The sequence below is a fragment of the Microbacterium sp. NC79 genome (assembly GCF_019061125.1).
GTDB lineage: Bacteria > Actinomycetota > Actinomycetes > Actinomycetales > Microbacteriaceae > Microbacterium.
In genome coordinates, this window is the sequence record NZ_JAHQYI010000001.1 from 323,658 (window position 1) to 339,129 (window position 15,472).

Here is a 15,472-nt window from a genome sequence, read left to right on the forward strand (position 1 = left end):
CGAACACGCCACCGAATACTTGTGTGGTTGGCTTCTGCATTGGCTGCGCTGCTGGCGGTTGCTGGTGTGGCCATGCCTGCCCACGCATCCACCGGCACCATCATGATCTACCCGGGCGCATCGGCGCCGACGTACGGCGACGTGCCGATCTTTGCCGGCGAAGGCACGTACTCGCTCGGCGTCGGATACGGTCGCATGGCAGACGGCCAGGTTGTCACGATCACCGTTCCTGACGGCATCACGATTCCTGACGACGCCCTTGTGGTTCCGCCAGGAAACGAAGCCGTGGAGTCATTGACGAAGGACGTCGATGGCAACCTCGTCATAACCTTCATCGATCCTTTCCCCGCCAATGTGCATCAGGGCGTGCTTGATCTGACATTCGTGGTCGACGACGTTGTCGAGTCTTCCGTGGTCGAGCTCGTGTGGGGAATCGACGGCGAAGACTACCGACAGAAGGTCTACATCGTTGAGCCTGGCGATGACCCCGCCGCAGTGCAGGACGGGTTCGACAAGCGGGTTGACACCGAAAGTCTGCCTTTCAAGGTCGTTGATGGCCGGATTGTCATCGCCGATGAGGTTTTGACGAAGGAGCTCACCTATACGGTCACCGTCACGAGCGCTTCGGCGCGCACTGTCGTGCTGAACGATGTGCTCGACGCTGAACTGGCATACGTGGAGAATTCCCTGAGCGGAACCAAGCTGGTACGAGACGCTGATGGCTTGGTTGTTGAGACTGGTGACGTCACCGACCTCCCGGCAATCTCTGGCACCACGTTCACTCACACGTTCAACGCCGAAGCGAACTCAAAGTATGACTTCACGTATCGTGCCCGCATCGCTAACGCGGATGCGCTTGACGCTATTCGCGAGCGGCTACAGCAGGAGTATGACCGTGTTTTCGCTAACCCCGACGGTGGCTCCTACGCCGTCGCATTGGGCAACAACGCTGCGATTGGTGAAGAAACGCGCCGTGCGGTGACGGCGTTCGTTGGTCACGCCAAGGGCGATGAACGCCCCGAAATCGGATCTGCGTTCGGCAAGTCGGTAGACGTCACGCACGTCGAAGACCCGTCGGTTGCTGACAAAAACACGGCACAGACCGGCGAACTGCTGGCGCCCATCGCAGTTACCTACACGCTCAGCGCAGACCTCACTCAGTGGCGCGACTTCACCGAGACTCGACATGCGCTGACGCGCAACGTCGTCATCCGCGATGAACTTCCGTCGTACTCGCGCTGGCTCGACACTGATGCCGACTTTGTTACCGTCACCGATGTCGACGGCAACAAGCTTCCGTTCGAACGCGTCGAGGGCGTGACCGGTGACGTCGAGGCCGAAATGATGGCTGACGCCTACGTTGGTACGTACTTTGTCGACGGTCAGAATCTGTATCTCAACATTGGTCGTGACGTCGAACAAACGTATAAGGTCGCTGCCAAGGCCCACATCGTTGACCTGGTGGGTGCGCAATCGGGTGACACCCCGCTCACGCAAAAGTTCACGGCCAAGAACTACGCGTACTTCGTTTTCAACGACGCCAACGGCAAAGCCTGGACACGTCGCGATGCGCAAACAACTGTCGTTGCACCGAAGGACACCTCCGGTGGCATCGTTGACGCAGATACGTTCGTCAAGCGCGGGCCATCTCAGGAACTGGTTGCCGATGTCGGCACGTCCCTCATGGTTCCGTACACATTTACCATCGCCGCGGGCACAGGAGATGTGACTAACTCGGTGATCACCGACTACATTAACCACGACGTGTTTGACATCACCGAAGAAAACCTCGCCGCCATCGCGGCATCGCTCGTCGTGCGATACGACTGGTTTGAGCCGAACACGCTGGGGTCGTGGCCGGTCACCGCACTCGACCCGAGCCACTGGGCGCTCACCTTGAATGCCGAGGGAAACCTCGAGATTCGCCTGACCGATGCCTTCGCTAACGCGTTGACTGACCTTGAGCTTGCCAACGACTTGCGTCTCGAAGTGACGCTCACGCTTCCGACCCTTCCCTTCTCGCAGAAGGGCACTGTCGACCTCGTGAACGAAGCATCGCTCGAGGGAGCGTCGTCAGACATCATCTACCACTCTTCGACCGAGACGTCGCTGACGTCATACGGCAATGAGATGGAGGTGACAAAGCAGGTTTATGACGCGAAGAATGACCGGTTCACCGATAACCTGCGCGCCACGATCGGTGAAAACGGCGACATCGAAACCGACACCTTTGTCTACCGTGTCGACCTCATTCCGCACGGGTCGTTCTCGCGCATGGTCTTGGACGTTGTTGACGCTCTTCCTGCGGGCGTGGAATTCAGCGGTTGGGTTGACCCTGCAGATCTGAACGCCGTCGACACCAGTGACGAGTACACGTTGACCGGTGCAGACCTCACGGCACGCTATGACGATGCGACCGGAACTGTGACCGTGCAGCAGGGCCGCCTCGAGGTGGGGCAAACGGCATCGCTGTATTTCGCTGTTCAGCTGGTGGAGCCGGAGTTGAATGTTCCGATCGTCAACACGATCGGTGGCACGTCCGCTGTCATCACACCGACCGACGGCTACCCGTTGAGCATCATGAAGAAGGACTCAACAGACCCGCTCGCCGTGCTGAACTCAGAGGCGGCACGTTTTGATGTGCTCGCTGCAGACCAGAGCACCGTTGTTGCGACTGATCTCCGGGTGCGTGACGGACAGCTCGTCACCGCTGATGGCAAGACGGCCGTGGTACGTGAACACGGAACCTACTGGGTGCGTGAGCAGATTGCTCCCGAAGGGTACGTGCTGAGCGAGGAGCTCACCCGTGTCGTTGTCGACGAGAACGTCGGCGCACCCATCGTTGTGGTGCTGAACGACCCGGAGGTGCCGGAGGTGCCGGAGGTGCCTGAGGTTCCTGAGGTTCCTGAGGTTCCTGAGGTTCCGGAAGTGCCGGAGGTTCCTGAGGTTCCTGAGGTTCCCGAGGTGCCTGAGGTTCCCGAGGTGCCTGAGGTTCCCGAGGTGCCTGAGGTGCCTGAGGTTCCCGAGGTTCCGGAGGCTCCGGAAGTGCCTGAGGTTCCCGAGGTTCCGGAAGTCCCTGAGGTGCCGGAAGTGCCCGAGGTGCCGGAAGTCCCTGAGGTTCCCGAGGTTCCCGGAACTCCGGAGAAGGCCGCGCCCGAGCTGCCGATAACCGGATCAGCCGCTCCGGTTGCCCTGGTTGCTGGTGGTCTCGCGCTGCTGCTTGCTGGCGGAGCGTTCGCCGTGTTGAGGCGTCGACCGGAGGGTACTGCTGACTGACCTCCGGTAGCGAAATGCTGCGGATCCTTACTCGTTAGGGGGAGGATCGAAAGCCCATGATGGCGCCAGTTGCGTGATGCGCAACTGGCGCCATTGCCATACTGCCCACAGTGCCGGCCAGAGCAATGGTGCAGTGGCACCGCCAATGGTGAGCCGATCACGCCACAGCGTGCGATCGGGATGGCACGGAACTGCAGAAACAGCCATCTGGTGATCCCAGACATCGAGCGACGAGAGCATGCCGGTGAGGGGAATTCCGCTGTCTCTCATGATGCGCACGCGGCGACCCGCGTGGGTCTGTTCACGATCGCTGATCGAGATGAACTGTTTACCCAGCGGGAGCCCTGCAACCGAGAGCGCCACTGCCGCATTGTCTCCGTGTTCCCATGCTGGCGGCACCGAACTCCACGGTGTCATCGCAAGGATGGGGCCGTACAGTTCGCTGGCGACCTGAGGCGAGTGGATGGCACGCCACGCGGCGTCGACATCGCAGTGGATCTCAAATTTCAGCATCACACGCATGGCTCCATCATGATCCGGAACCACGAACGGGTCTAGTGCTCACTTTCGTTATGCGGTGTTCGCCTAGTGACGCTTGGCGATCATGCTGTGCTTACGGCGTCGGGTGCCGATGAGCACAAGGGCAAGGCCCAGACCTGCCACGACCAATCCGGTCGTTAGCGTCCAGCCGGCGACGGACGCTCCCGTAGCTGGCAGCTCGTCATCCGAGTCCGCCGACGGGCTGACCTGCGGCGTAGAACCCGGGTCTGTAGGCTCCGGTGCCGTTGTCGGCTCGGGATCGGTCGTCGGCGTCGGCTTGGGATCGGTTGTCGGTACCGGCGTCGGCTCGGGATCGGTTGTTGGTTCCGGGTCCGGCGTCGGAGTGGGTTCCGGGTCCGGCGTCGGTGTGGGCTCCGGGTGAGGCCCTGCGGGTGTCGACACGGAAGACGGTTCCGAGATCACGGTCTCCCCGGAGGGGTCGTAGCAGTGACAGTTGCCGTATTCTCGACAGCTCCCTGTGCCGCTTCTTCGGCAGTGACGGTGTAATCGTCAGCGGAAACGTCGATCGACTCACCGGGCGCTAGCGTCGCTACCGAAGACAGCCCCGACACCTTGGCATCTGCAACGTCACATTGGTCAGTGTGACGTTGCCGACGTTGGTGAGGGTGAACGTGTAGCGAATGCGTTCGTCGGTGTTGGCAAGTCCGTCACCAGAATCGTCATACAGCACCGCCGACTTTACGAGCGTCAGTGCAGCGCCGCTCGCGAGCGACAAGCTGTGCTGGGCCTCGATATCGTCGAGCGTTCCTCGCGTCGGAACCGCAGACAGTGTCGAGACGTTGACGACCTCACCAGCATCGACATCTGCTTGCGTCAGAACGTACTCGGCCGATGCGGTTGTGCTCTTGCCGGGAGCGAGCTCGCCCTCAGCGCCGGGCCACTCGGCGAAGAGCACCGAGCCCACGCCGACGAGGTGCTCGGCAATCGCGATGCCGGTGAGGGTGACGTTGCCCGTGTTCTCGATCGTGAAGGAGTAGGTCACGATGTCGCCAGCCTCGGGATCGCCCGAGCCCGCTACCGAACCCTCCTTCTTGAACGTCGCGTCAGGTGACGCGACGAGGGTAATCTCCGCCGAGTCAGATGCGCTCAGCTCGGCGTCGTTGACGTCGATAGCGCTCGCTGTTGCCGTGTTGCCGTGTTGCTCACGAGACCGCGATCGAGGTCAGCCTGCGTCAGAACGTAGGTTGCGACCGCCGTCACGCTTTCGCCAGCCGCGAGTACGCCGACGCCGCGAGGCCAGTCGTAGTCGATCGTGCTGAGACCCGCAAGGTCATCGTCGATCGACACCGCGTGTACCGTCACGTTGCTGTCGCTACTGATCTCAAATGTGTACGTGATGGTGTCACCCGCGCGCACGTCGTCGGTCGTATCAAGCGATGCCGACTTCGTGAAGCTCAGCGCCGATACGGCAGGTAGCGGCATCGTGGCCGTCGCGCTTGCTGCGACCTGTTCACCACCACCCGACTGCACGACCACGTTCGCCGCGTTGGCCACCGAGCCAGTATCGATGTCCTCCTCGGTCAGAACGTAGGTTGCCATCGTCGTGACGCTCTCGCCAGCCGCGAGCGTGCCCTCTACCGTCGGCCAACCAGCCGGGAAGTCGAGTGCCGACAACCCTGCCATCGCATCCGTGATGTCAACGCCCGTGATGGTTCCGCCGCCGACGTTGGAAGCCACAATTGTGTACTCCACGACATCGCCAGCGCGCGGGTCTTGGGCAGAAGCGGGGGCCTGCAGCGACGCCGTTTTCGTGAGCGCGATGCGGTCGATGTGGTTTGTGTCTGTTGCTTGTCCGCTCAGCGTCACCCCGGTGAACGCCGGGTCAGAAGCCGAAGCGACAACAGAGTTCTGCAGGCTCGTGGCACCAGCGGCGTCAAGGACGCGCACGGTTACCGAAACCTGGGCAGATGCAGCGGCCGCAAGTTCAGCGACATTCCACGTGACTTCCGTACCGTCGAACGATCCGCCGTCGGAGGCCGACACGAACTCCATGTTTGCCGGGAGCGCGTCAACGATCGATACATCGGCGAGCGGTTCGGCAATGAGCTGGTTGCTGGCGTTGATCGTGTAGGTCAACAGCTGTCCGGGGGCGGCCGCAGGCACGGCATCGTCCTTAACAACCGTGAGGCCGCTCAGCGGGGCGGCCGCAGCGTTCACGACCGTTGCTTCATTGTTTGTGTTGTCATCATCGTGCAACGGTGAAGACACGGTTCCCGAAACGGTTACGGGCGATGCCGTGACAACGATCGGAAGGTTCAGCGCAACGCTGTCGGATGCTGCGAGGGCTTCACCGTACGTGCACTCGAGGGACGCAGGACCATCGATCGGTGCCGTGTCATTCGCCGAACAAACCCAGTTGTCGAACTCGAGCGACGTTACCTGCATGTTGGCAGGAACATCGATCGAGACGACCGGTACCGCGGTATTTCCGCTGACGTTAGTGACGGTGAACGGCACGGTCGACGGACGATCAAGCTGGAGGTTGTCAGGTGCTTCCACCGTGACAGCCAGATCAGCCGCTTCGACGATTGCGCACACCGGGCTCGGCTCACTCACGGGCACACCCGTGGCAGCCGTTGCGATCGAGTTGCACGCACGTTCTCCCGCTACCGCGGCGCCCAAGACATTGGCCGTATAGGTAAACGTCGCCTCCGCACCCGGCGCCAGCAACCGCAGCCCGCACCGAAACCGCACCAGCAGGTTCCGTCGACCAGTTCGCAGCACAATCTGCGGGGCCGCCCGGATACACCTCACTGCGGCAGGGGTTCGTCGACTCGGAGTAGGTCAGCGTCAGGTTAGAAGAAACATGGGGAACCGTCTGAACGGTCTCTGCGAACTGCGAACCGCGCGGTGTTGCAGCGCTACCACTGCTGATTCCGGTGTCACCAACGTGCGGCAGCACGTCGTATGCCACGACGTTCGACAGCGACGTGGTTCCGTTGTTGCGGAGCGTGACGCGATACTTCACATCGGTCGCCACCGGAGAAATCGGCACGGCCTGCGACGAGTCGGAAAGCCAATCGCAACCATCCGCGGCGTCAGCGTTCACCCGGCAGATTTCCTTCACGGAGCTGAGTGCAGCGGCCGCACCGACCGTAATGGGCTTGGTCGTCGTCACAGCAAAGTACTCAGTCGTGACGGAGTCACCGTCGAGATCAGCAACGTCGGTGTACCGCTGGCCGTTGCTTGCTCCACCCCAGGTCGATGTGTAGCCGGGGAACGAGTGTGACGCGTCGCCGATAGCGCCGGACGCAATAGCCTGCGAACCGGGGGTGGCGGCAGCGGTCGGCATCGCCTGGAGACGAAGCGCCGGCCACGTTGCGTTGTCACCCCACGTGGTGCCAGCCGGCCACGTCACGGCAAGCGCTTCGCGCGCTTCGCCATCAATCGTGACGGTCTTCTTCTCAAACAGTGCACCACTCGGCGCGCCAGTGGCTAGCGACCATGAGTTGTTCACCAGCGCCCAGTTTGCCGGCGCGATGAAAATGTACTGGGGCTCAGGGGCCGCGCCGTCCTTCATCGCCGAGGTCACACCATGGAGGGTGAAGTTCACAGGCACGCCCGGAACAGGGCTGCCGGGTGTCGTGAGCGACGTTGACATCACGCTGGTGAAGTTGGCGGGGCGCGGCGTGATGACAAGATCCACGGCGTTGCTACCCGAGTTAAAGTCCGGCAGGTTGTTGCCCGGGTAGGTCATGATGGCAGAAGCTGTGTTAGTGAGAGGCCAACCGGTGTCGGGTGCGATACCAACCGTCGTGTACTTCACCCGCACGTTGTACTCGTTCACGAGCGGTGTTGACGACTGTTCTTTGTTGGGGCCCGCGATTTCGGGTGAGGTCACCGTGATCGCCGTGATCCGACGGCCGGCGGGCGCGGTGTACGTGCCTACTGCGGTTCCGGTCGTGTTGTCGTCGAGCGTGTACGCGATCTTCCCGCCGCCGTCAGCAACGACCTCGTGCGCGCGAATGTGGTCGGCACCGAGGCCGTTGTCGGTGATGACGGCAACACCAGGCACGTTCGCCTTGTTGCCAACACGAATCGTGAATGTGTTGCTAAATCCGTTGTCCCAAATGATGTTGGGAGAAACCTGCGTGGTCGAGGATTTCCCTACTTTCGTCGCGAGAGCGAACGGTTCACAGGATGTGATGTCGTGCGTGGTGGTCGCGGAGTCCGACTTGACCTGACCGTCCAAATACGTGACGGACGTATCGAACGACGCTGTTGCGGTTGCGCTACAGGAGTCAGTGAACATTGCCTTCGGGAACTGCACCGTGACGTTGCGAGCGGCGCCGAAGCCGTTTACCGATCCCCAACCCGTGGCTGCGCTCACGCCGGTGTCGCGCCAGGTGACTGTGCCGGTTCCGGAATCAAATACACCGCCATGAGAGGCGCTGACAAATGTCGCGCCCGTCGGCATGTGGAAGACATTGGTGTACGACTCTGCGCACAACTTTGACGGTTCTGCGTGGTTCGCCGTGCTGCGGTACCACATGCAATCCGACGCCATGCGAAGTGTATATGAGTAGTCAGTGTCAGCACGCGCGAGACCTTGCGAGGCAAATGCTACGAGCGGTGCCTTCGTGTCGATCCGCCACGTCAGGACGTCGGAGGCCGAGTGCGAGGCGCCTGCGTTGGCGGCATCTGCGGTTACGGTCGTGGTGATTTCTTCACCGTCGAGGAAGAACGACTGTGCCGCGGGCGCGTTGGCCCCGCGTTCTTGCCAGTTGTATAGCACCGTAAACGTTCCCGATGCTCCCGCAGGCAACGTGCCCAGGTGCACGACGTCGCCAGAAATCTCGTTGGGTTTCTTTATGCACGAATCTGGAAATCGCGCAGAGATTGAACTTAGACAACCGCAAATATTCTAAAGTAACTCATAAATGTTCGATGTTTCACCCACTGTTTCACCCTGTCGATCACCCCGCTTCGCGTCGTGCAGAGAGGCCTGGCGGATAGGCTAAGTCGCCGCGTGAATACAACGATCGACGTAAGGAGACCGCAACGTGTCGGTGCCGGAAGACAGTGGCTCGGGTGGACTCCGATCAACGTTGCCGACGGCGCGACGGGGCGTTCCCGTTAGCGGATCAGTGATCGATCGTGACGATTTCTCTCGCTGGATGCATCGCCACGAACACGTGCCGGTTCGGGTGGTGAGTGGCGTATTCGGAGCGGGCAAGACGTCTGCGCTTATCTCGTGGGCTCAGAACCGCGATGATGCTGCCGGGTACCTGGTGTGGGTCGCGTTGGACACAGATGTTCGGGCGCGAGACTCGTTTTGGCTTCTGTTCTTGCATCATCTTGAAGCCCTGAGCGTGCCCGTCGATGCTGACCTGACAATTGCTCTCCTCGATCAGGAAACTCACGGCCCGCGGTTGCCCGCGCTTCTCGCTCGACAGCTTGAGCGCAGCGGTGTGCTCACTCTTGTTGTTGATGCCGGAGCGGAGTACATCGATGATGGTGTCGCGCGAGATATCGTGCGACTGGTCGACCTGTGTCCAGAGCTTCGAGTCGTGATCGCAACCCGTCAGGGCGCTACTGATCGAGAATCTGTCGCTCGGCTGGGCGACAGATTGGCCCTTGTCGACCCCGTGCTGTTGGCATTTTCTCCCGCCGAGGCGCGCCAGCTTGCGGGGGCAGAGGGCATCACTTTGGATGCTCAACGCGCAAAGCAAATCATTGACGCCACCGGCGGGTGGGCGGCAGCGGTGCACGCCGCAATTCGTTCGGCCTCACGTGACGACGACTGGGTTGCTGGTCTTGCCGAGCGCCTGTTGGACGAAGTTCGAACGCACCCCGGTTACGGGGCCCTGCGCGTTCTTGGGCTCGCCGACTCGATCGCACCGCATGACGTCATGGAGCTGGGGCTCGGTGACGTGGCGGACGACATCGTGAATGAGCTGGTCTTGCGTGGAGTCGCGACTCGCGATGAGCGGAAAGTGGCCTTGCAGCCGATCATTCGGTTCGCATTGCAGACCGAGTTTGAAGCTCAAGCACCGCAAGAGTTCAAAGAGGCGCACCGCCAATGGGCTCGCCACCGGCTTCGTCACGATGTAGCGCGAGCGGCATACGCGCATGCCGTCGCTTCGGAAGATTGGCCGCTCGCTGCCCGAGCGTACCGCCGCTATCTCCTCGCGATCACGGAGAGGGAACGCCGGCCGGCTACACGACCGATTCCTTCCGCGGCTCTGCGAGCACAACCGATTCTGCGTTTCGCGGTTGCCCTCGACGATCTATCAAACGGGCGTCGTGCTCGAGCGTTGCAAGGATTTGCCGCAATGCTTGCTGTCGCGCAGGGGCGCCAGCTCGCGCACCGTACCGCGACGATTGATGACATCTGGATCCGTACGCTCGTCATGGTCAGCTTGCGACTTCTCGGGCAGCACGAAATGGCTCGTTCTGCGTTGCGCGGGTTGACCCGTATGGCGCACAGCATCGATGACCGCGATGAAGAAATTGTCGAGGGCCGCTCGAAGCTTCTCACGCAGGGTGCCACGACGCTCATCCTGTCCGGGCACCTGACGGAGGCCTCCGATCACCTAGAAGAAGCGGGACTCACTCCGCTTATCGGACGGCCGCCGCTGGAACGCGCCCGCGTTCTGAGCATGATCGCGATGGTGGATGCGCTTCGGGGAGACATCAGGACGGCCTCTGCCGCACTGGCCGAATGTGATGCGCTCAGCCTGCCCACGGGCCTCGGCGACTCATATACCGGGCTCCCGGCGATGGTCGCGGGCGCTCTGGTGGCTTTGGAACGCGGCGATTGGGCAACGGCAGACGCGTTTTTGCGCAGGACCGACACGCACGCCCCGACAACAGAGTTCTGGGCTGTTCTCCTGCAAGCCGGAACCATGCTGGAGTGGCACCGCCAGGGCGCCCCGGCAGCCCTCGGCTATTTGGAACAAGGCATGGAACAGCATGTGCACCGAGGCACACAAAGCCCGTTCGCCACGCACACGCTGCACGTCTTACGAATTACTCTGCTCATCGCTGTCGGGCGATTCGTCGAGGCGAAGGAGGCTCTCGCCGGCGTGCCGCAACGGCGTTCGCGTCGCTGGACGCTGATGAAGGCCTACAGTGAGTTGTTTTCCGGTGACCCGAATCGTGCGAACGCGCTCGCCGTCAGCAGTCTCCGTCAGGCGGACACCCCTCGCGAGCGAATCGCGCTCCTTGTGATTGCAGCCGCAGCGTCGCACCGCGTTGGTGACACGACGATGAGTGCGCGCTATGCGGCCTCAGCGAGCGCGGAGGCTCGAAAGTTCCAACTGTGGCAGGTGCTGACGCTTATCCCGAAGCCGGAAGCGGCGATCCTCTTTGCGGGGGAGAGCGATGTGCTCGATGCCATTCGACACTCTCGCACCTTTCCGCTCGCAGCGGCGTCTTTGGGGGTGTTGTCGGCGCGCGAGCTTGTGGTTCTCCGCCAGCTCATTGACGACGCGACGATTGAACAGATCGCGAAGGATCTGTCCGTCTCGAGAAACACGGTGAAGAGCCAGCTGCGTGCGGTTTATCGCAAACTGGGCGTCAACAATCGAGCAGAGGCAGTCAGTGAGGCGCGCCGTCTCCACCTGCTGTAGGCCACAACGATCGTCTCCTGGGTGGACGACAGGGTGAATATCCCAACACCTACACACGGCCCGTTGCAGAGTCGGTAGAAATGACGTGGCGGCACATGTTGCGCCTGACCCCGATCTCCAACGGGCTGGCGCGTATCGGAGCGTTGTGCTTGATCCCACCCGGCTGCGCCTGTGACCCGTGTTCTCCGCTGCACACACGGGCGCAGCCACTCAGCCCCTGGTTCCGCTTCAACCACCGTTCTGCACGTTGAGGTGTGACTGGTGTGACTGGTGTGACTGGTGTGACTGGAGTTGCTGGAGTTGCTGATGGGGCACTTTTTGCGTGCGTACCGATGTGAGTCGTGCATAACGGTCGTTGTTGGGAGCGGAACCAGGGGTGTGGGAAGGGCGGATGGCCGTTACGTCGGATTTGGCGGCCGAAAGGGTCGAAATGGGCCGAGTAAATCCTGCAGATGGGTTTTGTTCCTGCATAACGGTTATCGAGTGGGCGGAGCCACGCTACGACGCGAGAGGGTGCGGAACCACGGCGTGAGTGGGGCGGTGCGGAACCAGGGGTGCGGGCCAGGGACGGGCGGAACCACGCGGAGCGTTCCGGATCGGCACATCGCTACGCTGGATTCATGTCATTCGACGATCAGAGCACGTACCAGGTTCGGGCCGAGTGGGGTGTTGCGGGGCTTCGCCGCCTCGCTCCCGCCGACATCGTGATCGTCGTTGACGCCCTCCGCTTCACGACCACGGTGACCGATCGTGTCGCCGCTGGTGACGTGGTTCCGCTCGACGACGACGCCTTCGCGGTGTCGATCAACGGCGCGGTCGTCGCGGCGGCGGCAGCTGACACCGGAGCGATCGTGCTCGCCGGCTCACTTCGCAACGCCAAGGCCGTTGCCGATGCGGTGCTCGCGATTCAACACGAGCGCGCTGCGCGCACGTCGATCGCCGTAATCGCGTGTGGTGAGCGGGTTTCGCGCGACAGCGCTGAGGTGCGGTTTGCCGTCGAAGACCAGCTCGCCGCCGGTGCCATCATCTCGGCCTTGAGCGACCTTGGCATCGACCACACGTCACCCGACGCCGCCGTCATGGGTGAGGGGGCGCGTGCCCTCAGCAGGGCCTGCGTTCACCTGTTCTTGGCGAGCGCCTCGGGCCGCGAACTCGTCGAGATGGGCCGCCGCGATGAGGTGGTCAGCGCGGCTACACGCGATGCGATCGACGCCGTCGCTATCTTGCGCGACGGCGTTTTCGAAGCCCTCGTCACCAACTAGCCGGTGCTTCGCCGCGGACTCAGCCCCGTGGCGCCGCGACACCGAGGCTAGAACAGGGATTCGCCGTGGTACGTGGGTTGCACGTCGCGCGTGGGCGCCGGGGGAGTCGTCTCACGAGGCTTCATCGCTTCGGCGCGCATTTCGTTGGTGACTTCGCGGCGCATCCACCCGATGCGGAAGGCCTCGTTGTAGACGGGGGAGCACTTCAAGCACGACGTTGCGCGTGACGGCTTGCGGTGGCGGTAAACGGTGTGACCCGAGGGGCACATGCCTACCCAGGCAGCGAGTTCGCGCGCCGTCTCACCGGTGTGGCGAACGCCGCCGACGTAGCCCAGCTCGCGGGCGATGCTGAGCCAGCGGCGGTTGTGGCCCTCGCGGGGCCCGGCCAACGCATGCGCAACCTCGTGCAAGAGCGTTTGGTAATTTTCTTCGTCATCAAAGCGTGCGGCAAGGTAACGCGACACGGTTATGCGCTTGCGGGTGAAATCGCACAACCCAGCGCGCACCTTCGCGTGATCAAACGCAAACGTCCACGATGAATCTAGATGTTGGGTAATGAGGGCCTCGGCCCATACCCTCACGCGATCGAGATCTGACACACTTTGAGCCTACGCCGGACTTCAGACACGGGCCCGGTGGGCTGTGGAAACTGAGATCGTGTAGTGCGGCTGTTGCTCGTTTTGGTCGCCGAAATCCAACGTGTCTTCGCCGAAATCCAGCGTGTCCGGGTCATTGCGCAGCGTCGCCTCGGCCTCCGCGCTCGCCTGCTCAGCGGCGATGGAAACCGAAACTTCGTCGGCGTGCGCCGTCGACTCCCGTGCCAGTCGACGCTCAACGGCATCGATCGCCAAGAACGTCGTTTCCAGCTCGGCGTCGTTTGCGCCAGACTGCTGGCGGAAGAAAAGTGAACGCTTGAATGCGGCACGGGCGTCGTCGAGCGCGCCCGCATCGAAGTGAACCTTGCCAAGGTGCTGCATGGCAAACGCGGCAATGTGCGGCCATCCCTGACCCTCAGCCTCGTTCGCACATGTCGTCAGTTCGGCGACGGCCGCAGGAAATCCGCCTCGCCAGTGCACAACCGATGCGTGCAAAACGCGAGCGCGCAACAGGTCCTTGCGTGTGCCTGCCATGCGCGCCAACCGCACCGATTGTTCCGACACCTTCAGGGCATCGTCGAGCTCGTTCAACATCTTCAGCAGAAATACCCGTTCCAGCAGGGCAGCCAGCGAACGCTGATCAGCAATCTGCTCCAGGCGGTCACGGCACTCGCTCAGGTCGACGCGCTCGCGAAGGGTGTCTCGGTCATACCCAAGAATGAGGCTCATGAAATCTCCCTGCGACGGCGATGCTTCCAGTGTGCCCCGGGAAATCAGCAGGATCGGCCGGGCACGCCGCCCGTGCGAGGATCCATTGGTTAACGCTCGAAGAGCGATTTCGACGGTGCAGGAGATGCGACGGCATCGGCGTCAGTGACGATAGCGGAACCACGGCAGAAGCCGCGCGCATCGGCTCCCGCAAGAAGCTGGGCGGGGTGAGGGCCGGCGGCCAAGAGTCGCGGCAACCACTCGGTCGGCAGTTCACTCGCCGATGCCGCCATCACCAGGTTGCCGAAACGGCGACCCTTGAGAACTTGCGCTTCGGCGAGCACAGCCACATGCGGCAGCACCGACTGAATTGTCGCGAGCTGCCCGCGCGCGAACGCGAGCCCAGGCGCATCGGCGACGTTTACCAGCAGTACCCCGTCGGCGCGCAGAAGTCCCGCCGCCGCGCGATAGAACTCGACAGACGTGAGGTGCGCAGGCGTGCGCGCTCCCGAATAGACGTCGCTGACGAGCAGATCGACATCTCCGGTCATGGAAGCGGGCAATCGCCTGAGGCCCGCACGGGCATCACCAATGCGCACACGAATCTGCGCGTCACGATTCAGCGGAAGATTTTCACGCACCAAGTCCCACAGGGGCTGCTCAAGCTCAATAACCTGCTGACGCGAACCCGGCCGCGTCGCCGCCACATACCGCGGAATGGTGAGTGCGCCGCCGCCGAGGTGCACGGCCGTGATCGGAGCCCCCTTGTCGCGGAACACATCGATCACCGCACCCATGCGCGCAACGTATTCAAAGTGAAGGTGGGTGGGATCGGCCAGGTCGACGTGCGACTGCGGCGTTTCGCCAACCATCAGCTCGAACCCCGAGACGTATGGTGACACGATGACCTGCGCCGTGGTTCCGTCGCTCAAGGCGGCAGACGGAACCGTGGCCTCCTGACGCTGACGGCCCACTATGCGCTCGCTTGCGGGGCGGAGACGCCGCGACGCACCGTGATGGTGAGGCCGCGGCGAGAGAGAGCGGCGGCCGTTACGCCATTGCCATCGATGAGCGCGCCGCTGAATGACCCGTCGTAGATCCGGCCGCAACCGCATGAGGGGCTGCGGTCCTGCAAAATCGCGTGCGTTGCGCCAAGCGCAACAGCCGCATCCGCGACGCGTTCGGCGCCGGCAACGAACTCCGCGGTAACGTCGCCGCCGGTGTTTGTCACGACACGCGCTGTGCCATCGAGCACAGCGGAACCATCACCGCCGACGATTTCTGCGGCAGGTCGAGGGGTGGGTAACTCGCCAAGCACTTCGGCGCACAGCGGGATCATCTCGCCACGCTGAACCGCGGCGACAATCTCCGCATCCGGTTTCGCGCGCCCGTCATAACGGCACGCGGCACCCGCCAAACAGGCCGACACAATCGTGCGGGTTGATTCAGTCATCGCTTTGCCTCCACGATCCAGCCTACGCCGGGGCAGAATAGC

The 15,472-nt window shown here is 62.4% G+C and carries 12 protein-coding genes; 3 read left to right on the forward strand and 9 right to left on the reverse strand.

All coding sequences use genetic code 11. The features are described 5' to 3' along the window. Window positions 1–27 precede the first annotated feature (27 nt). The gene (locus KTJ77_RS01420) at window positions 28–3,276 is read left to right on the forward strand and encodes an LPXTG cell wall anchor domain-containing protein (RefSeq protein ID WP_217336741.1); all 3,249 of its coding nucleotides are present in this window, start codon (window positions 28–30) and stop codon (window positions 3,274–3,276) included. Between the two features lie 27 nt (window positions 3,277–3,303). Here the strand turns inward: KTJ77_RS01420 and KTJ77_RS01425 are convergent, their stop codons facing one another. The 5 genes from KTJ77_RS01425 to KTJ77_RS01445 all read right to left on the reverse strand — a co-directional run bounded on the left by KTJ77_RS01425 (window position 3,304) and on the right by KTJ77_RS01445 (window position 8,617). Further along, complete coding sequence (locus KTJ77_RS01425; RefSeq protein ID WP_254367475.1) at window positions 3,304–3,789, reverse strand: hypothetical protein; 486 nt, start codon at window positions 3,787–3,789, stop codon at window positions 3,304–3,306. A gap of 72 nt (window positions 3,790–3,861) precedes the next feature. Next, a complete protein-coding gene (locus tag KTJ77_RS13650; RefSeq protein ID WP_217336743.1) occupies window positions 3,862–4,218 on the reverse strand; it encodes an LPXTG cell wall anchor domain-containing protein in 357 nt (118 codons plus the stop codon). Window positions 4,219–4,366: 148 nt separating this feature from the next. Next, window positions 4,367–4,948 (reverse strand): hypothetical protein, encoded by a 582-nt coding sequence (locus tag KTJ77_RS01435; protein WP_367948890.1) that lies wholly within the window; start codon window positions 4,946–4,948, stop codon window positions 4,367–4,369. Continuing rightward, a complete protein-coding gene (locus KTJ77_RS01440; protein WP_217336745.1) occupies window positions 4,924–6,393 on the reverse strand; it encodes a DUF11 domain-containing protein in 1,470 nt (489 codons plus the stop codon). The genes KTJ77_RS01435 and KTJ77_RS01440 overlap by 25 nt, the downstream gene beginning before the upstream one ends. Further along, entirely contained in the window at window positions 6,386–8,617 is a 2,232-nt protein-coding gene (locus KTJ77_RS01445) for a hypothetical protein (protein WP_217336746.1), read from the reverse strand. Before KTJ77_RS01445 ends, KTJ77_RS01440 begins: the two co-directional genes overlap by 8 nt. A gap of 337 nt (window positions 8,618–8,954) precedes the next feature. On the opposite strand from KTJ77_RS01445, the gene KTJ77_RS13310 reads away from it, so the two are divergent. After that, on the forward strand, window positions 8,955–11,411 hold the full coding sequence (locus KTJ77_RS13310; RefSeq protein WP_254367333.1) for a LuxR C-terminal-related transcriptional regulator: 2,457 nt from the start codon (window positions 8,955–8,957) through the stop codon (window positions 11,409–11,411). 620 nt (window positions 11,412–12,031) lie between these two features. Then, complete coding sequence (locus KTJ77_RS01455) at window positions 12,032–12,673, forward strand: 2-phosphosulfolactate phosphatase (protein WP_217336747.1); 642 nt, start codon at window positions 12,032–12,034, stop codon at window positions 12,671–12,673. A gap of 47 nt (window positions 12,674–12,720) precedes the next feature. On the opposite strand, the gene KTJ77_RS01460 is transcribed toward KTJ77_RS01455, so the two are convergent. The 4 genes from KTJ77_RS01460 to KTJ77_RS01475 all read right to left on the reverse strand — a co-directional run bounded on the left by KTJ77_RS01460 (window position 12,721) and on the right by KTJ77_RS01475 (window position 15,430). Next, entirely contained in the window at window positions 12,721–13,272 is a 552-nt protein-coding gene (locus tag KTJ77_RS01460) for a SprT-like domain-containing protein (protein WP_217336748.1), read from the reverse strand. Window positions 13,273–13,293: 21 nt separating this feature from the next. Continuing rightward, window positions 13,294–13,998, reverse strand: coding sequence for a hypothetical protein (locus KTJ77_RS01465; protein ID WP_367948795.1), 705 nt, complete (start codon window positions 13,996–13,998; stop codon window positions 13,294–13,296). Between the two features lie 89 nt (window positions 13,999–14,087). Next, the gene (locus tag KTJ77_RS01470) at window positions 14,088–14,849 is read right to left on the reverse strand and encodes a spermidine synthase (protein WP_254367478.1); all 762 of its coding nucleotides are present in this window, start codon (window positions 14,847–14,849) and stop codon (window positions 14,088–14,090) included. Window positions 14,850–14,950: 101 nt separating this feature from the next. Then, a complete protein-coding gene (locus KTJ77_RS01475) occupies window positions 14,951–15,430 on the reverse strand; it encodes a DUF523 domain-containing protein (RefSeq protein ID WP_217336749.1) in 480 nt (159 codons plus the stop codon). Between the last annotated feature and the right edge of the window lie 42 nt (window positions 15,431–15,472).